Genomic DNA, 20644 nt, shown 5'->3' on the forward strand with positions numbered 1-20644 from the left:
GGACTTAAATATTGTAATCTCTTGTAATTTACTTGTTTCGTTATATCGTCATGAAGGTACTTTATAAACAGATCTTATGAAAGAACAAATTTGGAATAATATCGAACGAATGAGAGCGGAGGCTCCATTGGTACATAATATCACGAATGCCGTGGTAATGAATAATACGGCTAATGCGCTGTTGGCGGCAGGTGCTTCACCTATTATGGCACACGCGTCGGAAGAAATTGATGAAATGGTTGCGCTATGTGGGGCTACCGTGATTAATATCGGGACATTGGATCGTTTTACCGTGGAATCCATGAAAGCAGCTATCCGGAAAGCGAATGAAATCGGGCATCCGGTAGTACTCGATCCCGTGGGTGCGGGAGCCACGAGTTTTAGGAAGAAGGTTCTCCAAGATATATTAAACGCCGGTACTCCCCGGTATATACGCGGGAATGCCTCGGAAATCATGACAATGGCAGGGTTATCCACGAAATCTAAAGGCGTGGATAGTACCGAGTCTTCTCTGAATAGTCTGGAAGCTGCCCGCGAATTGAGTTCCCGTGTGGGGTGTATTGTCTGCGTGAGCGGGGAAACGGATCTCGTTGTGCAAGGCGAGAGAGTGATTTATTTGCATAATGGCTCCCCGATGATGGAGAGGGTGACCGGACTGGGGTGTACGGCTTCCGCTATCTTGGGTGCATTTGCTGCTGTCGCGGAAGATGAGTTTATGGCTGCCGTGAGTGCTACTTCTTTTATGGGTATATGCGGGGAGATTGCGGTCGGAATGGCACAAGGTCCTGGAACTCTGCAATTGTATTTGTATGACGTGATGTATAATCTGACACGCGAGCAGTTCATGCAATGCGTGCAAATTTCCGAATGATATGAATGCCCCGCTTTATTTAGTGACCGACGAAGGTTTGCTGCATGGAAAAGATCTTTACAGCACGGTTGAAGCTGCCGTGAAAGGAGGCGTGACCATGGTACAATTACGGGAAAAAGAATCCTCTACCCGGGATTTTATTGAACGGGCGATTCGGCTGAAAGCATTGTTGACACCTTATCATGTACCTTTGATTATTAACGATCGGGTAGACGTGGCACTGGCTGCCGATGCCGATGGGGTGCATGTCGGACAGAGTGATATGCCCTATTCGCGGGTGAAACGGCTACTGCCGAAAGGAAAAATAATCGGGTTATCCGTGGAAACGCGGGAACAGGTAATTGAAGCCAACGAGTGGGATGTAACTTATATCGCGGCAAGTCCTGTCTTTTCCACGACAACGAAAACAAATACGATTGTCGAGTGGGGATTGGACGGGTTGCAATGGATTCGTTCCGTGTCCCGTCATCCGTTAGTGGCTATCGGTGGCATTCATCCCGACAATGTAGCCTCAATCTTTCGGGCGGGAGCGGATAGCGTGGCTGTGATTTCCGCGATTATCGGAGCCGATGATCCGGGAAAAGCCGCACGAGAATTGATTCGTCTTATACCCTAAAGAAAGATATAACCTTTTACTACTGAAATCCTATCGTAATCCTACCCAAGAACTAGGGAAGACATACCGCACTGGCGATGCACGAACCGTTTGGCCCCGGTATTCTATAGGATTAGAATACCCCCAAAGAATGCAAAAGTATAACCAAGATAAACAAGGGCGCCACGTATTTCAGCACGAAAACCAGAGGTTTTATCAACCATAACTTCAATTGCCCGTCATTCGTCAACTCGGCAATCAACAAACGGCGATCGAATCGCCACCCCACGTAGATGGATATGAGTATGCCGCCGACGGGGAGCAGGATATTGGAACTGATAAAATCAAATATCCCGAATATAGAGCGACTCCCTATCTGAATGTCTTTTAAAGGACCGAATGATAGAGTACACAAGATGCCGAAAACAGTCACGATAACGGTTGAAATAATGGTTGCCTTACGCCTGCTGATGTGTTTCTCTTCCACGAAAAAAGCGACAATCACTTCGAGCAATGATATCGAGGACGTCAATGCAGCCATTGTCAGCAGCACGAAGAATAAAATAGCCCACAATTGCCCGAATGCCATACTCTGGAACACTTGGGGCAAGGTGAGGAACACGAGTCCCGGGCCGGAATTGGGTGCGATATTAAAGGCGAATACAGCAGGAAATATGGCAACGCCTGCCAGCACGGCGATTAGGGTATCGGCACAGATAACCTGTAACGATATCGAGGTTAGATTTTCACTTTTCTTGATGTATGAAGCGTAAGTCAATAGGACACCCATGCCGATTGACAAGGAGAAAAACGCTTGTCCCAGTGCAGAGAGTACCCCTTGAGAGGTGAGTTCCGAGAACTTGGGTAAAAACAGGAATTTTATTCCTTCCATGGCACCGTCCAGCGTGCATGCCCGGATACCTAAAATCACGATTAGTATGAAGAGTAAGGGCATCATGAGTTTCGTGTATCTTTCGATACCCTTTTTTACCCCTGCCAACACGATAAATCCGGTAAGTACCATGAATATAATTTGCCAGAATACTGGCTTGTACGGGTTGGAAATAAAGTCGTCGAACAAGTTATTCAAATCAATATCAGCGCTTGAATGGAACGAGAAAGAGAGGGATTTAACCACGTATTCCAACGTCCACCCGGCAACTGTGCCATAAAAAGAAAGGATCATCGTGGCGGCCAATAACACGAGGATTCCAAAATAACGCCAAGGTGTTTTCGGTTCCAACCGATCAAATGTTCCGAAAGCATTCCGACCGGAATATCTACCGAGCGCAAACTCCGAAAGCATGACCGGGAGTCCGATAGCAACGGTAAAAAATATGTACACGAGCAAAAAAGCCCCGCCACCGTTATTCCCGGCCTCATAGGGAAACTTCCATATATTACCTAATCCGACTGCCGAACCAGCTAGTGCGGCAATAGCCCCGAATTTGGAACCAAAACTATCTCTAGTGTTGTGCATGGTTAAATTATTTTGAGTTAACAAATATTACGAGTTTCCGGAGTGTAAGTTAGCATTTTGTATAGAAAAAAACTATCTTTGCGTCAAAATAAAATAAGCGATTCACATGCAAGAGAAGATTTTAATACTTGATTTCGGTTCTCAATACACGCAATTGATCGCGAGACGCGTGCGAGAATTGAATGTCTATTGCGAGATTTATCCTTTTAACCATTATCCGGCACTCGATGCTTCCGTGAAGGGAGTTATTCTTTCGGGAAGTCCTTTCTCCGTGCGTGACGAGAAGGCTCCGCGACCGGATTTGTCTTCCATCAAGGGGAAACTGCCGTTGCTGGGAGTGTGTTACGGGGCTCAATATCTGGCTCATTATTTCGGTGGGGAAGTACAAGCCTCCAACAAAAGAGAGTACGGTCGGGCAAATTTGTCTTACGTGGATAATGGTTGCCCGCTTTTCAAACATATCAGCCAACATTCACAGGTATGGATGTCGCACGGGGATACGATCGAGGTATTGCCGTCACATTACACGGTAGTGGCAAGCACGGTCGACGTGGAGAATGCCGCGTACCGGATAGAAGGTGAGGAAACGTACGGTATTCAGTTCCACCCGGAGGTGTATCATAGTACGGAAGGAACCGCGTTGCTGAAGAATTTCGTGGTTGATATCTGCGGTTGTAAACAAGACTGGACTCCGGATTCTTTTATCGAAACCACGGTAGCCGAATTGAAAGCAAAAATAGGCGAAGACCGGGTAATATTGGGTTTGTCGGGGGGAGTAGATTCCACGGTGGCAGCCATGTTATTACACCGGGCTATCGGTAAAAATCTTGTCTGCATATTTGTTGACAACGGATTGTTGCGGAAAAACGAGTTCTCGTCCGTGCTTGAAAATTACAAGGAATTAGGATTGAACGTTATTGGTGTGAATGTCGGTGATCTTTTCCTGTCCCGTCTGGCGGGAGTCGAGGATCCGGAAACGAAGCGTAAAATTATCGGTGCCACTTTCGTGGACGTGTTTGACGAGGAGTCACACAAGGTAGAAGATGCCAAATGGTTGGGACAAGGTACAATTTACCCGGACGTGATTGAATCATCGTCGGTGAATGGCCCGTCACAGACCATTAAATCTCATCATAACGTGGGAGGATTACCTGACTACATGAAACTTAAAGTGGTAGAACCCTTGCGTTTATTGTTTAAAGATGAAGTTCGCCGCGTGGGTAAAAGCCTCGGTTTAGCGGATAAATTTTTGAAACGCCATCCTTTCCCCGGTCCGGGACTTGCTATTCGTATTCTGGGTGAGATCACGAGAGAGAAGGTGACGTTATTGCAAGAAGCCGACCATATCTACATATCCATGCTTGAGGAAGCGGGATTATATGATAAAGTATGGCAAGCGGGTACTATTCTGTTACCGATCAAGAGTGTCGGGGTGATGGGGGACGAACGTACTTACGAGAGCGTGGTTGCCTTGCGTGCCGTGGAATCGACGGACGGAATGACTGCCGATTGGTGTCATTTGCCTTACGAGTTCTTGGCAAAGGTTTCCAACCGAATCATAAATAACGTGCGGGGTATCAACCGGGTTGTTTATGATATTAGTTCAAAACCACCAGCCACCATCGAGTGGGAATAATATACAAGCGCCTTTCGGGGCGCTTTTTTTATGCTTAGCTTAGTGATGTTTATATGTAATCCTAGGGTTATTTCACTGTAATACTACCTCTCGTCCGTTACAACAAACTTTTACATCCCTCTCATCACCCTTGGTGAATGGTGGTGTAAGGGACATAGGAGTAGCTTGTAAGAGAGTAGAAGTAGTATTACTGTGAGATAACCATGGAAATAGGGTAAAATTGTAAAAAAAATGCATAGGGTAACATGCTGCAAATAAGTAAGCTGTAAAATATTTTTGAAAAAAAGTCATATTTCATATTACACCAAACGGGTAGGTTTCCGTTTTAGGGGAAACAAGCAAAAAATATGACACAAAAAACACGAGAGTATATAGTTCAATTGATCGCCCGCTACGTGCAAGGCAACTTAAATAAGCGGGAAATGGAGGATTTGGATGCGTGGCGTATGGAATCTTCCAAGAACGAGGAGATTTTTCAACGGATGATTTCCCGTCGACATTTCGAGGAGAGCCTGACGGCTCATGAAATGACGGGAGAGGAGATGGATGCCGAGTGGAAACAAATTTACACGAGAACGATAGGGAGCCGTCGAATCGGGTTAAGAAGAGTTTTGCAATACGCCGCGATAGCCGTTATGTTATTGTCTGCCGGTGGAGTGCTATACTTTAGTAACGAGAAATATATTCCGGAAAAAGAGGTCGTGGTAGCTAAAAGGAATGCAATCCAAGAATTGGAGTCTAGGGCTATTTTGGTTTTGTCCGACGGGAGGGAGTTCAATTTAAAGAACGAGGAGGATTTGGAGGCATTGGCCAATCATAGGGTTGCTTTATCTGCCGATAGCGAGATGTTGACTTATTCATCAGGAAACGTGGATACGATAGTCGAATATCATACGTTGCGGATTCCCCGGGGAGGCGAATACGTGTTGGTTTTGTCCGATGGTTCGACAGTATATCTGAATGCCGAATCGGAATTATCTTATCCGGCGCATTTTACGGGGCAAGAGAGAAGAGTTCGTTTGAAAGGAGAGGCTTATTTTGAAGTACAAAAAGATACGACCAAACCCTTTATCGTGGATGTCGATCCCCTGCGGGTTCAAGTTATGGGTACAGAATTTGGGGTAAGGGCTTACAGTGATGAAGAATGTATCAAAACGACTTTAAAACAAGGGAAAGTGAGCGTGGAATCCGAGGAGCGCAGTGTTATCCTGACTCCGGACTTGCAGGCTACGTTCAATAGATCGGATGGACGGCTGGATGCGAAAGAGGTTAATGTCAATTTATATATCGGTTGGAAAGACGGACGTCTGATTTTTGATAATTACCCGTTGGAACGGGTTCTGAAGGATTTGGGACGGTGGTACGCTTTTAACGTGGTTTTCGAACGGGAAGAGTTGCGTGTGTTACCCTTCTCTTTGAATATCAAAAAACACGAGGTATTCGCAGAGGTGCTTGATTTGCTGGAAGAAACAGGATGCGTGAAATTTGAAATAGAGGATAATACCGTGATTGTAAAATAAAAAGTAGCGCTGGTAACGCTACTTAAAAACTACCTCTGATGCGAACAGGGGCAGAATGATTATTAAATTCAAATACAAATCTATGAAGAAAAATTTTAATGTTGTGAGGAAAAGGTGGTTTTTATTCCTGCTTTTCCTTGTTTTCACGACTCAATTAAGCCAACGAGCTTATTGTCAGGAGGTAAAAATGACCTTTAGTCTGAAAAATGCTACGTTTAAAGAGGTCATCAACGAGATTAAACGAATTTCGGCGTATGATTTCGTTTATAGCGATTCCTACTTATCCGCTTTTAAGCAGAGGGATGTTTCGTACAAGGATGCGACGATTGATGCAGTTCTCTCTGATTGTTTGAAGGGTACAGGATTGATTTATGCTATTAACGGGCAGACTATTGTCATTCGGCGAGAAGAGACAAAGGCGGAACAGACGAAAGTGGTTGCGGGAAAAGTTTCAGACATGAACGGAAGTCCCTTACCCGGGGTTACGATTTTAATCAAGGGGTTGACCGTCGGTACTGTTTCAGATGTGAATGGTAATTACAAACTTGGTGTCCCGACAACCGGGGAGGTTACATTGATGTTTTCTTTTATCGGTATGAAAACTCAATATATTACCGTGAAAGAGAAACTGAACATCAATGTTAAGATGGAGGAAGATGTCGCCGAGATGGATGAAGTGGTGATCACGGGTTATCAAACGATTGACAAGAAACATTTGACAAGTGCGATTACTACCGTGAACGCGGCAGACGTGTTGGTGCCGGGTATGACGAGTATTGATCAAGCGTTGGAAGGGAGAATACCGGAGTTATTGTTGATGACTAACTCGGGAGAGGTGGGGGCAACCCCGCGTATTCGCGTGAGAGGAACCTCCACGTTGTTGGGTAATCGTGAACCCCTGTGGGTTTTGGACGGTTTTATTTTGGATGATCCGGTAGATGTGAGCAATGATGATTTGAATAATCCTGATTATATCAATATTATCGGGAATGCTATCGCCGGGATTAATCCTCAGGATATTGAGCGTATTGACGTGTTGAAAGATGCTTCCGCAACAGCTCTTTACGGTACCCGTGCGGCGAATGGTGTGATTGTGGTGACAACAAAGAAGGGAAGAATCGGACCTGCACGTGTTTCTTATAATCATTCGTCAAAATACACACGCCGTCCCCGTTATTCTGACCGTAATATCAATTTGATGAATTCACAACAACGTGTGCAGTTCGGAAAGGATTTGACGGAATTGCATTATCCGTTCCCAAGTAATATGCCGATGGTGGGGTATGAAGGTGCCGCATATCGTCTTTACACGGGACAAACGAATTACGACGAGTTTTTAGATGAAGTGAAGAGATATGAAACAGTGAATACCGACTGGTTCGATATTTTGACACAAGATACTTATTCTCACGATCATACTTTGAGTGTTTCGGGAGGGACAGAGAGTGTACGTTACTATGCTTCCCTAGGGTATAATTATGAGGATGGAGTATCTAAAACGACATACACGGAAAGATACACGGCGAGAATAAATATGGATATGACTTTTTCAGAGAAAGTAAAAGCTAGTTTTTCTTTAGACGGGAACGTGCAAAAGAAAAATCATTTGATGCCGGAAATTGACGCAATGGACTATGCTTATAATACAACACGTGCGTTGCCTTGCTATAACCCGGATGGTACTTTGTATTATTACGAGAAATCGGCTTACAATGGGATGAATAGGTGGGCCAGTCTGTTTAGGTATAATATTTTGAACGAGATTGACAATAGTTCAAATTCCTATGATGGAAACACGCTAGGTGCTCGCTTGAATTTGAAATATTCACCGTGGAGGGAGTTGGATGTTACAGTAGCCGGAAATTATAATCGAAGTAGTACTTTGCAAGAACAGTGGTGGGGGGAAAAGTCACATTACGCAGCTCGTTGGAAAAATGCCGAATACGAGGAAGTTCCTATGCCGGGAGATGACGGGGAGTGTTATTTGCCTTACGGTGGTATCTTGAAAACCACCAACACGATAAACGAAAGTTATGTATTCCGTGTACAATACGATTTTCGTAAACCGTTCGGGAGTGATGATCAACACATGATTATGTCCACCGGAGGGTTCGAGATGAATGGCTCGACTTCACGGAGTATCAGTGATGAAAACCGGGGATATGTAAAAGATCGGGGAATGCAATTTATTGATGAGGTTGATCTTACCTTGTATACTCGCTATGCCAAATGGTTGAACGAAAATCACAGAACACTGAAACATGGAATCTCGCATCAAGTATCTGGATATTTGACTTTAAGTTATAGTTACGGTAATCATTTCACGCTGTATGCTAATGCGCGTTGTGATTTTTCTAATAAATTCGGTAGTCAAAGTAATGATAAATTCTTGCCTATTTGGGCAATTTCCGGAAGTTGGAACTTAAAAGAAAATATTTTAAGAAACTGGAATTTTGTAAATGAAGCAAGATTTAGGACTTCATACGGTTATCAGGGTAATATGTTGGATGATCAAAGTCCGAACTTGACGATTAAACAAGGAACGATAGACCCGATGTATAATGAAAATGTATCGGTTATCGCCCGTTACCCGAACCCGAATCTGAAGTGGGAGGAGACTCACTCTTTCGACCTCGGGTTGGATTTGTCATTTTTTAAATCTCGCGTGAATATAGAAGGTTCTCTTTATTTTAAAAAGACAGAAGATTGTTTCACTTCGGTAAGAGTATCAACAGTTAATGGACTTTCCAATTACACGATGAATAGCGGTGATTTAAAAAATGACGGTTATTCGATCGCTTTGCAAGTGAAACCTATAAAAACAAAAGATTTCCAGTGGTTGTTTTCTACTCAATATTCCGGAAATATGAATAAGGTGGAATCGGAAACAGTTGAGGTTTATACTATAGACGATTATTTGAACGGAACAGCTATTATTAACGGAACGGCGATAGGTTCTTTCTATTCGTATAAATTTTTAGGATTGAGTCCTGAAAATGGAACTCCGGTATTTGATGATTATGCTGATCGTCAACACCTTTTGAAATATAAATCGTTGGAAGAAACCGTTTTGATGATCATGGAAAAGAGTGGGCAGCGAGAACCGAAGTTCAGTGGAAATTTTGCCAATACTTTCACCTATAAGAATTTCACGTTGACGATGAATATGGCTTACGGGTTAGGTTCAAAGGTGCGTTTATTTGCTCTTTACGAGCCTATTGTATCCGGGGTGAGTGCGGAAGCTAATGTTAGAAAGGAGTTTTTAAATCGTTGGCAAGTTCCCGGTGACGAAACGAAAACAAATATTCCTGCTATATTGAGTCCGGCGGATGCTGATTACATGCACTATTATGCTCATTTTTCAAGTAGCCTGAATAATGCAACGCATATTCAGAAATTTGCCCGTAGCACGTGGGATATGTACGATAAATCCAACCTTCGGGTTGTAAGCGGTAATTATCTTAGATGTAATTCGATGTCTTTGCGCTACACGTTTGGTAAGGATATTTTGTCGTACACTCCTTTTGAGGCAATCCAAGTGAGTTTGAACGCGATGAACTTGTTTACCCTGTCGGCGAAAGAATTGAAAGGTCAAGATCCCTCGCAATCGGGATTTGCGAAACCGAATCTGTCTGTTCGACCGTCGTATACATTTCAATTTAATGTAACTTTTTAAATAGAAATTAAGATGAAATATTTTATATATAGTATTATCGTGGTGCTGTTTGCCGGATGTTCTGATTTTTTGGAAGATTATTCGCAAGATTTGGTTATACCCAAAACAGTGTCCGATTTAAACGAGGTAATTTTAGGAAGCGGATACTTACCAAGTAGCGAGGTGAAGGATTTAGCCCGAGGTACTGTCGGATGGTGGTTACATATTTTAGATGATGACGTTAATACTGTGATAATGCACACGGCTAACACGAGTAACGAATACGTGTATTTGAATACTACTTATTACGGTTACTATACTTGGCAATACGAGGTGGGAAGAGATTATGACCAAAAAAATTTATCCGGAGATAATGCCTTGTGGGATGAGTTATATAGTCGCATAAATACCACTAATATTATCTTGAACGAGTTGAAAAACGTGAGTCAGGCTTTACCACAAGAAAAATTGGATGCATTGACACTTCAAGGCGAATGTTTGTTTTTGCGTGCCCAATTCTATCTGGTACTGGTGAATGTGTATGCTAATGCCTATGATCCGGAAACTGCGGCATCCACCTTAGGAGTTCCCTTGAAGTTGACGCATTACGTGGAACATGATAAAGATAAAAACACGCAATTCGAAAGAGCGTCCGTCGCTGAGGTTTACGCGCAGATCGTGGATGACTTGAAGGTGTCCGTGAAGTGTTTTCAACAAAGTCCCCAGACTCGCTCTTTTTATCGGGCTTCTGAGGCAGCCGCACGTTTGTTGTTAAGTCGGGTGTACTTGTATATGCAAGATTGGAAAAATGCACGAGTAGCCGCCGAGGATTTTTTGAAGTTAAGACGTGACTTGTATAATTTTAATTCACTCACGGACCCGGAAGCGGTCGCAATATCTGAAAATAGTGTTGAAGTTCTATTTTCACAAGGCTCTTTGAGTTTACAGAATGATATCACGGGATTAGGGGGAAATTTTTGCGTGACTAAAGATTTGTACCGTTTATACGAGGAGGCTGATTGTCGACGTGATTTATATTTTTCTAATGCTTCGGAGATAGATAGTATAGGGTTGGGAAGAAAATACAAAAGAGGTGTTTATCGCTCGAATGTTTCTGATTTTTGGTTGTTAAGAACAGCGGAGGGGTATTTGAATATGGCAGAAGCGTGTGCCATGTCTGATGATCCCGGTACGGCTTCCGAATACTTGAATCGTTTGAGGAGAAATAGGATAGCTGAATATAGGGATATTGAATATTCTGCAGCAGATATAACGGAAGCCGTGAGAGAGGAAAGAAGAAAGGAGTTGTGTTTCGAGGGACACCGTTGGTTTGATTTACGCCGATATGCCGTATGCCGTAAAGCTCCTTTTAAAAAAGTCATAGAACATATGTTTTCTGTTTATGATTGGGATAATAGACGTGAGTTTAAACATGGGGAAGTTTATTCTCTGCAAGAAAACGATTTGGCATACACGTTTGCTATTCCAAAGTCCGTGTTGGAATTTGATATCGGTATGCAGGATAATCCAAGGGAGCAAAGGGGGTATTCTCATTTAATCTATAGGTCTGCTGGTGGAGCCGGTGATGAAAAATAAAATGAATAAAATAATTAACCACACGAGTATGAAGACAATATTGTACATTGTATTGATTATTTTTATGTTCGGTTGCTCGAAAGAAGGTGCTTTAACACAGAAAATCGAGTACGAGAATTTTTACGTGATTGAAGACGACCCGTCAGATCCCGTGAAACATCGGGTATACGAGATTTACAAGAAGTATAATGTTCCGGTTTACTTTAACGATACAATCAAGAAATCTTTCCTGAAGGAAGATATAAATGGAAATCCTATCTATCGATATGAAACCTTGGATTTGGCATGGAATTTTTCTTCTTATTCTCAATTTGCATATCGGTATGAATACCTTGTAGAACCGGAAGAACAATTAAAGGCTTTAAATATTATTGAGAATTATTTGGCCCTTGTTAATAAAGCACTTTACCCGTATAATTTTTTTGTAGTGAAATCTGTTAGAGCACAAGATAACTATGATAATATTCAAGTTTTGAGTGAAGGTGCGTATCAAATTTATTTACGAACACTTTTGATGACAGGTGATTGGAAAAGTGACGGGGTGATACGTGATTTGCCCACGGAGATGATGAAGGAAATGGTGAAGAGTAAAATATTGAATTACACAACGTTATTGGCACAATTTTACAGTTTTTCCAAGCCGGAATGGTTTGATACTCGTTTTTCTTCTTTGGATCCCGATTATTATGAATACTTGGTGTTTCCTAATGATTTTGGGTTTACCGGTAGTTGGAATTATATTCCGGGACAATCTTCTTTTGGGCCTCAGTGTTTTGATGATAATTGGGGGACTGCTCAATGGTTTACCCCTGAAGGTTTGGAAAACTTTCGAAAGTGTGTTCGGGAAAAGATAGGAGCATGGGGGTTTGTTTCTTGCGGGTTAGCTAATACTTGGACACCGCGAAAGAAAGAGGACGATTTAGTCGGGTATATCACGGAAATGTTGAGGTGGTCACCGGAAGAATTTGAAGAAAAATGGGGAGATTCTCCCTTAGTAATGCAGAAATATAATATTCTGTATGAAATTGTTGTCAATGAATTGGGTGTTGAATTATAAAGTAAACAGAAGATGAAAAAGATAATGATAATACTGTTGAGCGTGATTGTTTATTATGCATGTAATAATGATGATCACGTGGTAAAGCCGGAGGTTGCTTTTTCCGAATTCACGGACCCACGTGATATGAAAGTGTATAAATGCGTGACCATTGGCGAACAGACATGGATGGCAGAGAATTTGAAATATCGTTTGCCATTGGGAAGTATAGATGGGTGTTACACGTTTAAAGAAGGAGCTGTAAGGGAATATGATGCAAAGGTTAGTGTAGAACTTTTTACAGATTCTATGAATGCTGCCATGGAACGGGGAGAGTTATCCGAGCGATATAATGATAATTTTTCCGTGGGTGATTTATTAAAGGCGTATGTGGTAGATTATCAAATGCCTGTTTCTCAAGCAATAAGTATGGTAGAGAGAACGTGTGAAGTTACTTGTCCTAATGGAGTGAAGGCTATTAAAAGGATGTATAATAATCTTTTGCCGTTTGCTCTTGCAGAGCTTGTAGAAAATAATTTAAAGGATACGGAAGCTAAGAATGGGAATTATTCATCGGTAAACGGTTTTCTTTATTCTTATGATGGGGCAGTGAAAGCTGTGCCCGAGGGATGGCGATTGCCCACGGATGAGGATTGGAAAAAGTTAGAAGAGAATTTAGGAATGTCGCTTTCGGAACTTGATAAATTGGATGTTTGGAGAGGTGGAGAAGAGGGACGCCTGTTGAAAGCCGGAAAAGATGGATGTGGTTTTGATGCTTTATTTAGCGGAGCTCGGGTTTTCGGTACTTTTATGTATGGAACAAATTTCATTAATAAGGGAAGTCGGGCTTATTTCTGGTCGTCTTCAAAGGTTGTGGAGAATGATACGATTAATCACGGGATTATCCGGTTGCTTTCCATGGAAAATGATCAAATTATGCGTGGAACTTCCGATTTGACAGCAGCTTATAGTGTACGTTGTATTAAAGAATAATTAAAGTAAATTATGATGAAAAAGATTGTATTGTTTGTAAGTATGTTATTTATTGCTTTGGGCGTTTCTGCCCAAAGCATGTACGGGGATGAAGTGAAAGCAGATGTAAGGATGAAGTACGTTTATTCTTTTGAAGAGGCTTTGAAAAGGGCTAAAGAAGAGAAAAAACCAATCTTCTTTAATTGTTTTGCCGATTGGGCAGTACCTTGCCATGCCATGAATAAATTGGTGTTTAGTGATCAAAAGTTTGCCGATTGGATGGATAAGCATTTCGTGAATTTCTTTATTGACGTGACCACGAAAGAGGGAAAGCCTTTCGCAAAAAAATATGACGTGAAGTTTCAAGCCCATTATCTGGTATTGGATAGTAACGGTGAAATTCTTTATCGGATTGTCGGTGGTGTAAAATTACCTGAATTCCAGCAGTTATTGGCTCAAGCGTTGAACCCGAAAACGACTTTGCCGGAGATGAATAGAAGGTATGAAAGTGGTGAACGGGGAGTGAAGTTTTTAAGGGATTATGCCAAAGTATTGGATGTAGCGGATGAAAGGGAAAAAGCGAATTTGGTAACAGATGAATTTTTCACGAAATTGAAGAAATCCGAATGGTGTAAAGCTGAGAATTGGGATTTATACTGTAAAAAAGTACGTGGCTTGGATGATGAAATGTTCCGTTTCGTAGTGGAGCACAAGAAAGATTTCGTGAAGCAGAATGGTTTGAAATCAGTAAATGAATTAATAGAGAAGGGGTATATAGGTGAATTATATCCTTATACAACCGGAGAGAAGATTTACAATAGTGAGAAGTTATTAGATCTTTATATCTCTATGCAAAATAATGGTTTACCGGATACAAGCACGGTTTATACTGTGTACGATATCGTCAAAGCGCACACGGATCGGGAGCTGAATAAGATTTTGAATATTTTAAAACATAAATCTAGCGGTTTACATCCACAACTTGTTGTAAATGTTGATTTAGGTTTAGTGAATTTTCCAGATTTGTCCACAGCCGAGGAGGCGCTTATTATCGCTTATTTGAAGGAAAAAATGGACAAAATGAAGGGGACGGCTCGAGATTATTATCAAGGAGCTTTGAATAAACTCGTGAACAAGGAGGGAATGAAGTTCGAGAATTTGTCTTTTGCTGAAGTACTGAAAAAGGCAAAGCAGGAGAATAAGCTTGTGTTCTTGGATTGTTACACGACTTGGTGTGGTCCTTGCAAGAAAATGAGTAATCAAGTTTTCCCGCTTAAGGCTGTTGGGGATTTCATGAATGCACGTTTCGTGAACGTGAAAATTGATATGGAAACAGAGGAAGGGAGAGAGTTGGGCAAGAGATATGGGGTTAAATCGTTCCCGACTATGTTTTTATTGAATGCGGAAGGAGAGGTGCTTTCTCAAATCGTGGGAGCTCAATCTCCGGATGTTTTCGTGGAAAAAGTGAAACAAGGTTTGAAGCAGAGCGAGTGATTAAGTTGGTGCCTGAATGTGTTGTGTTTTAATTCATTCTCCTCATGTATTCTTGCTGAATCTTGAGGAGAATTTTTTACTAATTATTTTAATCCATTCACGGCTACGTTAGCAGAGATTGTGATACATATGTATTGGGATAAAGGAGGAAATGCCCCTTTGCACGTTGTTTGTGCAGAACAAACTATGATTAATATTATTAATATACTAAATGGAAAGGATAACGTGGCAAAGGATGACACACGTTCTAAAGAAGAACGTGCCCTTGATTGTTGGAGAGAAGCTTATTCTAAAATTCAATAAGTTATGAGAAAGCCAGATAAAGTTGAAAAAGTAATTTTTTACGTGGTAGGATTTATTGCTATTATAGTGGGAGTAAATCGGACGGTATCAAGTGGTTGGATGAAGTGGCTATTGCGAGAAAGATTAGAAGTCCCAAATCCAACGGAATATGTATTCAATTTTTCTAAAGAGGAAGTAAAGCAAGCTGTGATAGAAAGAATGGGAAAGTATCAATATAGAGATATGACTATCTATGGCTTTGGTTATGATGTATTTAGGAAAGATGAATCTCATTTTAGAGGAAATGTCGATTATTTTGTTTTTCGTGAACAATATGCATTTTCATTTTGTTATCGGAAACGAAACGGTGGACGTCTTTCTTGTTTAGAGATGCGACTTTATTTAGATTCTCTTGCGCCTCAACAGACAAGGGCACGAATGGAAGTAACTAAACTCGAGGTTTTTACCGGTTACGGGTTAGCTGTTGGAATTCACGGAATCGGTATTGGTCCGATATTAAAAGATATGCCAGCAACGACTGTTGAAGAATATCAGGTATTGTATAAAATTGGCAAACAGTTAGGTGTGGCAGATAAAATGCCTCGAATAAACTATCCTATAGGGTTGTCCAAAAAGGAATTAATGGATACGTATTATAACGAGGGATTTATACTATTTAAATACACGAATCGTTCATCATGGGATGAGTTTGATGAATGAAAATTGTATTATCCTGAAAAAAGTTTACCGAATAGAGTATTTAAAATTATCGAGGAGAGAATTTATTTTCTCCTCGATTAGGCTCAGACTTTTAGTATGGTAGTAGAGCTTTCCTCTGTAGCCGATTTTGTTATAGGTAAATATACTTTCGAGGTTGGTGGAAAAAATAAAACACAAAAACAAATAGAAGGGATCGAAAATGCCTATCTTGTGAAAGATGATATCGAATACGGGTATAAAAATATAATTCCTCTTTGGGCATTTGGATTGACTTATTAGCGGAATTCAAATATATAATAATATAGATAAAATGTGTTTTAATCTTTCACGCATATAATGATTGGCATTGTTCTTGTGCTTCTTTATGGTGTTTATCGAGATATCTAACAGTTGGGAGATCTGTTCATGGGATTTGCCGTTGAGGCTTAATAGATAAACTTCCTTGCAAGCGGGGGGAAGTTCGTTGAATACAGTTCGCAAAGCTTGAAATATTTCTGTTTCAAGTATATTGTCTAGAAAGGAATCTTCTTCATTTTCTGCTATGACGTGTTTCGTGTAATTTTGGGCTGCCTCGTGATGACGAATGAGGTCAATACAAGCATTTTGAACTACCCTATATAAAAATGCTTTGATAGTATTTTCATCTTGGAATTGAGATTTTTTTTCCCATAGCCGAACAAACGCGTCTTGTACGATATCTGCAACAGCCATTTTATCGTCAATGTATTTAGCGGCAAAATAACGCAATTGAACAACATATTTTTCATACAGGTAACGGAAAGATTTTTCTTGATCTTTTCCTAAAAGATTTATTATCAAATTATCTTGCATAATAATAGTGACGTTCACATATGGTTAATAGATTCTTTAGGTAAATGTATTATTTGTTGTATATTAGATATTTAATTGTTGTTTTATGTAATCATAAAAGGAACGTTTGATAATATTCAAAATTTAGGATTCTGAATATGTCCTTTTAAAGATTCATTTTTTTCATTTCATATTGAAAATGAAAAAATTAAACAGATGAAAAAAATCTTCGAGATTCCCAATAATTAGCCTATATTTGTAATATAATAAAACGTTGGTTTATTTAAATTCAAATGGACTATTTAATCCTCAAAATTCCATGTTTGGAATTGTCATTCACTTGATTTAGGGATAATTCAGTTGTAGAATAATCACTGTTTGTATTTTTATCTTTGAGATTACACGTTATAAATGTAGTTTTTTCCTATTTTTGCGAGAATTCGAAAATTAGATAGAATGTACGAAGAAATCATCGAGAAGATAAAAGAAAGACTGGCAGTCAAAAATTTGAATGTTGTTATTATACCTCATATTTCACCTGACGGGGATGCGGCGGGATCGTGTTCAGCCTTGTGGCAAGTGTTGGATAAAGTCGGGATCAACGCACAATTGATGACGTGTGATTATATACCGGATTATTTGAAGTGGTTGAAACGTATACCGGATGCCATTTCTTTCCAGAATAGACAGAAGGAATGTAAACAGTGGTTGAGAAAAGCGGATGTATTGTTTATGCTGGATCATAATACAATAGCGAGAGAAGGGGATTTGGAGCCTTTCGTGAGGGAATTCAAGGGGGAAACGATCATGATAGATCATCATCCCGATCCGGACGAGGTGACTTATCGGATTTCCGATACCAGTGTTTCTTCCACGTGCGAATTGTTGTATAACGTGATTTCCGGGATATGGGGAAAAGAGATCATTGATACGGATATTGCCAATGCCATATATGCCGGGATTTCAACGGATACGGGCGGTTTGAGTCATAATTCTTCTCATCCGGAAACCTACCGGGTAATTGCCGATTTATTAGCCTTGGGGCTGGACAAGGATTACGTGCATGAGCAACTTTACCAGCGTAACACGCTCTCTCGATTGAGATTGACGGGAAATTGTCTTTTGAATAAACTCACGATAGATGAACATTTTCCGGTTGCCGTTATTCCGATTACTTTGCAGGAATTGGATGTCTATAATTACAAGGACGGGGATTTGGAAGGTCTGGTGAATATCCCGCTGTCAATAGAAGAGATATTGGTTTCCGTGCAGATCACGGAACGTAAGGATAAAGTGAAATTATCATTCCGTTCAAAAGGAAATATACCCGTGAATTTGTGGGCGAAGGAATATTTTAACGGGGGAGGACACTTGAATGCCGCGGGGGGACAAATGCCGTTACCATTAAACGATGTAGTACAGAAAGTACGGGAAACATCTGAATGGTTTTTCAAACAATTGAAAATTGAAAATTGAAAGTGGAGAATTATTTCTTTACGGGAGATATAATGAAAATATTCCATTGAAGTTAAAATGTTTAATCTTGCAGGATAGAGGATCATTTTCAATTTTCAATTCTGCATTTTCAATTAATAGTTATGCCTTTTTTGAGATTTCATGCCATAGAAAAAGAGAAATTGGCTCGGGTAGGCGAGCGGTTGATTTCCGAGATTGTAAGTACCTTGGGATGTCCCCGGGAAACGGTTGTATTGGAGGTGGTGCATTCCTCTTTTGTGTCCGGGGATGAGCATTTGCAGGCGTATCCGTTCGTGAAGATCGAGTATTTCGAACGCCCGAAAGAACAACAGGATGCTTTAGCTAAGATCGTGTACCAGAGTTTACAAGAAGCCGGATATCCGGAGAGTGATGTCTATTTTTCTTTCTTGTCACCGGAGCGATATTACGAGAACGGGGAGGTTATCAAGTAATTTTCGAGAGAAATAATCTTGCTTGAAGTATTTATTTTCGGAAAAAATAATTAAGTTTGTGCATAGTATAAAATGCAACGACTATGACCGAACTAAGTGAACTGGTAGCCCTTTTGAGCAAGGCGGAAAGAGGTTACACGAAAATGCTGAATCGTAGTTTTCAAAATGCCGGTTATGATATCAGCCGGGAGCAATACGAGCTTTTGCAGGTGTTGTGGGCAAAAGATAACGTGAACCAACAAACCATTTCCAAACAACTTCAAAAGGACAAATATAATGTCACTAAATTGTTGAACACCTTACAGAAAAGAGGATACGTTCAACGAAAAATGTGCAAAGAGGACAAGCGGAATAATTTTATCGTTCTGACGGAAAAAGGAATTGATTCCCGTCACGCGTTGGAGCGGATAGAAGAGCAGGTGCACACGGACATGAGTTTCACCCTGTCTTCGCAAGAGTTGAAGTCTGCCATTTGGGTGTTGAAGAAACTGAATGTATAATATATTTATGATTTATGAATTACGATTTACGATTAAAAGAAATTACAAATCCAAATTCATAAATCTAAAATCTAAAATCTAAAATTACTATGGGTGTTTTTCAAGGATTAAAACCGGAAGCTGTTTGGGGATATTTTGAAGAAATTTGTCAAGTTCCCCGCCCTTCTAAAAAAGAAGAAAAGATTATTGCTTACATGTTGGATTGGGCAAGCAAGCATGGTTTAGAGGCAAAAAGAGATGATGCCGGAAACGTGTTGATCAAGAAGCCGGCAACAAAAGGACGGGAGAATGCCCCGACCGTGATATTGCAAGCACATATGGATATGGTATGCGAGAAAAATTCCGATACGATACATGATTTCGACAAAGATCCTATATTACCTTACGTGGATGGGGAGTGGGTACGCGCTAAAGGAACTACTTTGGGTGCGGACGACGGAATCGGTATGGCGGCGCAAATGGCCGTGTTGACCTCTACGGATATTGCTCATGGTCCTATCGAATGTTTGTTTACCGTGGATGAGGAAACCGGATTGACAGGTGCATTTGCTTTGCAACCGGGTTTCCTGAGTGGTAATATCCTTTTAAATCTTGATTCGGAAGATGAAGGAGAGATGTTCATCGGTTGCGCGGGAGGTATCGATACCGTTATTAATATGGGATACGAAACGGAAAAGACTCCGGCAAATTCTTTCGCCGTGAAAATACAGGTAAAAGGATTACAAGGAGGTCACTCCGGTGACGATATTAATAAAGGTAGAGGAAATGCCATTAAAATACTGAATCGGTTCGTGTGGGATCTGAACCGGAAGTATGGAGTACGGGTTTCTGTTCTCGAGGGAGGGAATTTGCGTAACGCTATCGCTCGCGAGGCTTCTGCCGTGATCACCTTTGAAGATCAATATCGTGAAAACGTGAGAGCGGATTTTAATGTTTACGCGGCGGAAATGGAAAACGTGTGGAAGATTACCGAGCCGGGTTTACAGTTGGCATTGGAATCTGAAGACGTTCCCGCGGAAGTGCTGACGGCAAAAAGCACTAACGCATTGCTTAATTCATTGTATGCATGTCCGCACGGGGTTTTCTCCATGAGTTATCGTATGCCGGGATTGGTGGAAACATCCACGAATCTGGCAGCAGTCCGGTTTAATGAACCGAACAACATTTTAATCACGACTTCCCAGCGCAGTGATGTAAATTCGGAGAAATTCAATATCGCGAATATGGTTGAGTCCGTATTCACGCTGGCAGGAGCCAAGGTCGAACATGGAGAAGGTTATCCCGGTTGGGCTCCGAATCCGGATTCTCCCGTGGTAAAAGTGGCAGTGGAGTCATACAAACGTTTGTTCGGCAAAGCACCTATCGTGCGTTCTATCCATGCCGGGTTGGAGTGTGGTTTGTTCCTCGAGAAATACCCGAACATGGATATGGTTTCTTTCGGACCGACTTTACGGGGCGTACACTCGCCGGACGAAAAGATAAATATCAAGACTGTGGAAATGTGGTGGCAGCATTTGGTTGATATTTTGGAAAAACTTTAATAACGCTC

16 protein-coding genes and 1 pseudogene are annotated in these 20644 nt (G+C 41.1%); 15 read left to right on the forward strand and 2 right to left on the reverse strand.

The features are described 5' to 3' along the window. Positions 1–76: 76 nt before the first annotated feature. Complete coding sequence (gene thiM, locus H8S64_RS05995; RefSeq protein WP_186975347.1) at positions 77–871, forward strand: hydroxyethylthiazole kinase; 795 nt, start codon at positions 77–79, stop codon at positions 869–871. Position 872: 1 nt separating this feature from the next. Continuing rightward, positions 873–1487 carry a thiamine phosphate synthase gene (thiE, locus tag H8S64_RS06000; RefSeq protein ID WP_186975348.1) on the forward strand — a complete coding sequence of 205 codons (615 nt, stop codon included), beginning with the start codon at positions 873–875 and terminating at the stop codon, positions 1485–1487. A 112-nt stretch (positions 1488–1599) separates the two neighbouring features. Here thiE and H8S64_RS06005 read toward each other — a convergent pair whose 3' ends face one another. Then, positions 1600–2946, reverse strand: coding sequence for a sodium-dependent transporter (locus H8S64_RS06005; RefSeq protein WP_099292417.1), 1347 nt, complete (start codon positions 2944–2946; stop codon positions 1600–1602). A gap of 106 nt (positions 2947–3052) precedes the next feature. Between H8S64_RS06005 and guaA the strand changes: the two genes are divergently transcribed. From guaA to H8S64_RS06050, 9 genes and pseudogenes are all read left to right on the forward strand, one after another. Next, on the forward strand, positions 3053–4582 hold the full coding sequence (gene guaA, locus H8S64_RS06010; RefSeq protein ID WP_186975349.1) for a glutamine-hydrolyzing GMP synthase: 1530 nt from the start codon (positions 3053–3055) through the stop codon (positions 4580–4582). A 347-nt stretch (positions 4583–4929) separates the two neighbouring features. Next, positions 4930–6102 (forward strand): FecR family protein, encoded by a 1173-nt coding sequence (locus H8S64_RS06015; RefSeq protein ID WP_186975350.1) that lies wholly within the window; start codon positions 4930–4932, stop codon positions 6100–6102. Positions 6103–6184: 82 nt separating this feature from the next. Further along, entirely contained in the window at positions 6185–9778 is a 3594-nt protein-coding gene (locus tag H8S64_RS06020) for a SusC/RagA family TonB-linked outer membrane protein (protein ID WP_255469444.1), read from the forward strand. Between the two features lie 12 nt (positions 9779–9790). After that, positions 9791–11353 carry a RagB/SusD family nutrient uptake outer membrane protein gene (locus H8S64_RS06025; RefSeq protein WP_186975352.1) on the forward strand — a complete coding sequence of 521 codons (1563 nt, stop codon included), beginning with the start codon at positions 9791–9793 and terminating at the stop codon, positions 11351–11353. A 28-nt stretch (positions 11354–11381) separates the two neighbouring features. Then, positions 11382–12410, forward strand: coding sequence for a hypothetical protein (locus tag H8S64_RS06030; RefSeq protein ID WP_186975353.1), 1029 nt, complete (start codon positions 11382–11384; stop codon positions 12408–12410). Between the two features lie 12 nt (positions 12411–12422). Next, on the forward strand, positions 12423–13382 hold the full coding sequence (locus H8S64_RS06035; RefSeq protein ID WP_186975354.1) for a fibrobacter succinogenes major paralogous domain-containing protein: 960 nt from the start codon (positions 12423–12425) through the stop codon (positions 13380–13382). A gap of 15 nt (positions 13383–13397) precedes the next feature. Beyond that, positions 13398–14855 carry a thioredoxin family protein gene (locus tag H8S64_RS06040; RefSeq protein WP_186975355.1) on the forward strand — a complete coding sequence of 486 codons (1458 nt, stop codon included), beginning with the start codon at positions 13398–13400 and terminating at the stop codon, positions 14853–14855. 306 nt (positions 14856–15161) lie between these two features. Next, complete coding sequence (locus H8S64_RS06045) at positions 15162–15857, forward strand: hypothetical protein (RefSeq protein WP_186975356.1); 696 nt, start codon at positions 15162–15164, stop codon at positions 15855–15857. 111 nt (positions 15858–15968) lie between these two features. Continuing rightward, positions 15969–16136: pseudogene (locus tag H8S64_RS06050) on the forward strand (ATP-binding protein); the annotation flags it as partial. 6 nt (positions 16137–16142) lie between these two features. On the opposite strand, the gene H8S64_RS06055 reads toward H8S64_RS06050, so the two are convergent. Further along, the gene (locus tag H8S64_RS06055; protein WP_186975357.1) at positions 16143–16688 is read right to left on the reverse strand and encodes an RNA polymerase sigma factor; all 546 of its coding nucleotides are present in this window, start codon (positions 16686–16688) and stop codon (positions 16143–16145) included. A 435-nt stretch (positions 16689–17123) separates the two neighbouring features. Between H8S64_RS06055 and H8S64_RS06060 the strand changes: the two genes are divergently transcribed. The 4 genes from H8S64_RS06060 to H8S64_RS06075 all read left to right on the forward strand — a co-directional run bounded on the left by H8S64_RS06060 (position 17124) and on the right by H8S64_RS06075 (position 20636). Further along, positions 17124–18143 (forward strand): DHH family phosphoesterase, encoded by a 1020-nt coding sequence (locus H8S64_RS06060; protein WP_099292426.1) that lies wholly within the window; start codon positions 17124–17126, stop codon positions 18141–18143. Between the two features lie 122 nt (positions 18144–18265). Then, positions 18266–18595 (forward strand): DUF1904 family protein, encoded by a 330-nt coding sequence (locus H8S64_RS06065; RefSeq protein ID WP_099292427.1) that lies wholly within the window; start codon positions 18266–18268, stop codon positions 18593–18595. Between the two features lie 83 nt (positions 18596–18678). Further along, entirely contained in the window at positions 18679–19095 is a 417-nt protein-coding gene (locus tag H8S64_RS06070) for a MarR family winged helix-turn-helix transcriptional regulator (RefSeq protein ID WP_099292428.1), read from the forward strand. An 89-nt stretch (positions 19096–19184) separates the two neighbouring features. Beyond that, the gene (locus tag H8S64_RS06075) at positions 19185–20636 is read left to right on the forward strand and encodes an aminoacyl-histidine dipeptidase (protein ID WP_186975358.1); all 1452 of its coding nucleotides are present in this window, start codon (positions 19185–19187) and stop codon (positions 20634–20636) included. Positions 20637–20644: the final 8 nt, after the last annotated feature.

Source organism: Butyricimonas hominis (genome assembly GCF_014287455.1).
GTDB classification, from domain to species: domain Bacteria; phylum Bacteroidota; class Bacteroidia; order Bacteroidales; family Marinifilaceae; genus Butyricimonas; species Butyricimonas muris.

What these genes read in the sequence shown, in the direction of transcription:
- H8S64_RS06020 (WP_255469444.1), top strand. Translation starts at nt 6,185, where the DNA reads ATGAAGAAAAATTTTAATGTTGTGAGGAAAAGGTGGTTTTTATTCCTG.
- H8S64_RS06055 (WP_186975357.1), bottom strand. Translation starts at nt 16,688, where the DNA reads ATGCAAGATAATTTGATAATAAATCTTTTAGGAAAAGATCAAGAAAAA.
- thiE (WP_186975348.1), top strand. Translation starts at nt 873, where the DNA reads ATGAATGCCCCGCTTTATTTAGTGACCGACGAAGGTTTGCTGCATGGA.
- H8S64_RS06065 (WP_099292427.1), top strand. Translation starts at nt 18,266, where the DNA reads ATGCCTTTTTTGAGATTTCATGCCATAGAAAAAGAGAAATTGGCTCGG.
- H8S64_RS06035 (WP_186975354.1), top strand. Translation starts at nt 12,423, where the DNA reads ATGAAAAAGATAATGATAATACTGTTGAGCGTGATTGTTTATTATGCA.
- H8S64_RS06075 (WP_186975358.1), top strand. Translation starts at nt 19,185, where the DNA reads ATGGGTGTTTTTCAAGGATTAAAACCGGAAGCTGTTTGGGGATATTTT.
- H8S64_RS06070 (WP_099292428.1), top strand. Translation starts at nt 18,679, where the DNA reads ATGACCGAACTAAGTGAACTGGTAGCCCTTTTGAGCAAGGCGGAAAGA.
- guaA (WP_186975349.1), top strand. Translation starts at nt 3,053, where the DNA reads ATGCAAGAGAAGATTTTAATACTTGATTTCGGTTCTCAATACACGCAA.
- H8S64_RS06005 (WP_099292417.1), bottom strand. Translation starts at nt 2,946, where the DNA reads ATGCACAACACTAGAGATAGTTTTGGTTCCAAATTCGGGGCTATTGCC.
- H8S64_RS06040 (WP_186975355.1), top strand. Translation starts at nt 13,398, where the DNA reads ATGAAAAAGATTGTATTGTTTGTAAGTATGTTATTTATTGCTTTGGGC.
- H8S64_RS06015 (WP_186975350.1), top strand. Translation starts at nt 4,930, where the DNA reads ATGACACAAAAAACACGAGAGTATATAGTTCAATTGATCGCCCGCTAC.
- H8S64_RS06030 (WP_186975353.1), top strand. Translation starts at nt 11,382, where the DNA reads ATGAAGACAATATTGTACATTGTATTGATTATTTTTATGTTCGGTTGC.
- thiM (WP_186975347.1), top strand. Translation starts at nt 77, where the DNA reads ATGAAAGAACAAATTTGGAATAATATCGAACGAATGAGAGCGGAGGCT.
- H8S64_RS06060 (WP_099292426.1), top strand. Translation starts at nt 17,124, where the DNA reads ATGTACGAAGAAATCATCGAGAAGATAAAAGAAAGACTGGCAGTCAAA.
- H8S64_RS06045 (WP_186975356.1), top strand. Translation starts at nt 15,162, where the DNA reads ATGAGAAAGCCAGATAAAGTTGAAAAAGTAATTTTTTACGTGGTAGGA.
- H8S64_RS06025 (WP_186975352.1), top strand. Translation starts at nt 9,791, where the DNA reads ATGAAATATTTTATATATAGTATTATCGTGGTGCTGTTTGCCGGATGT.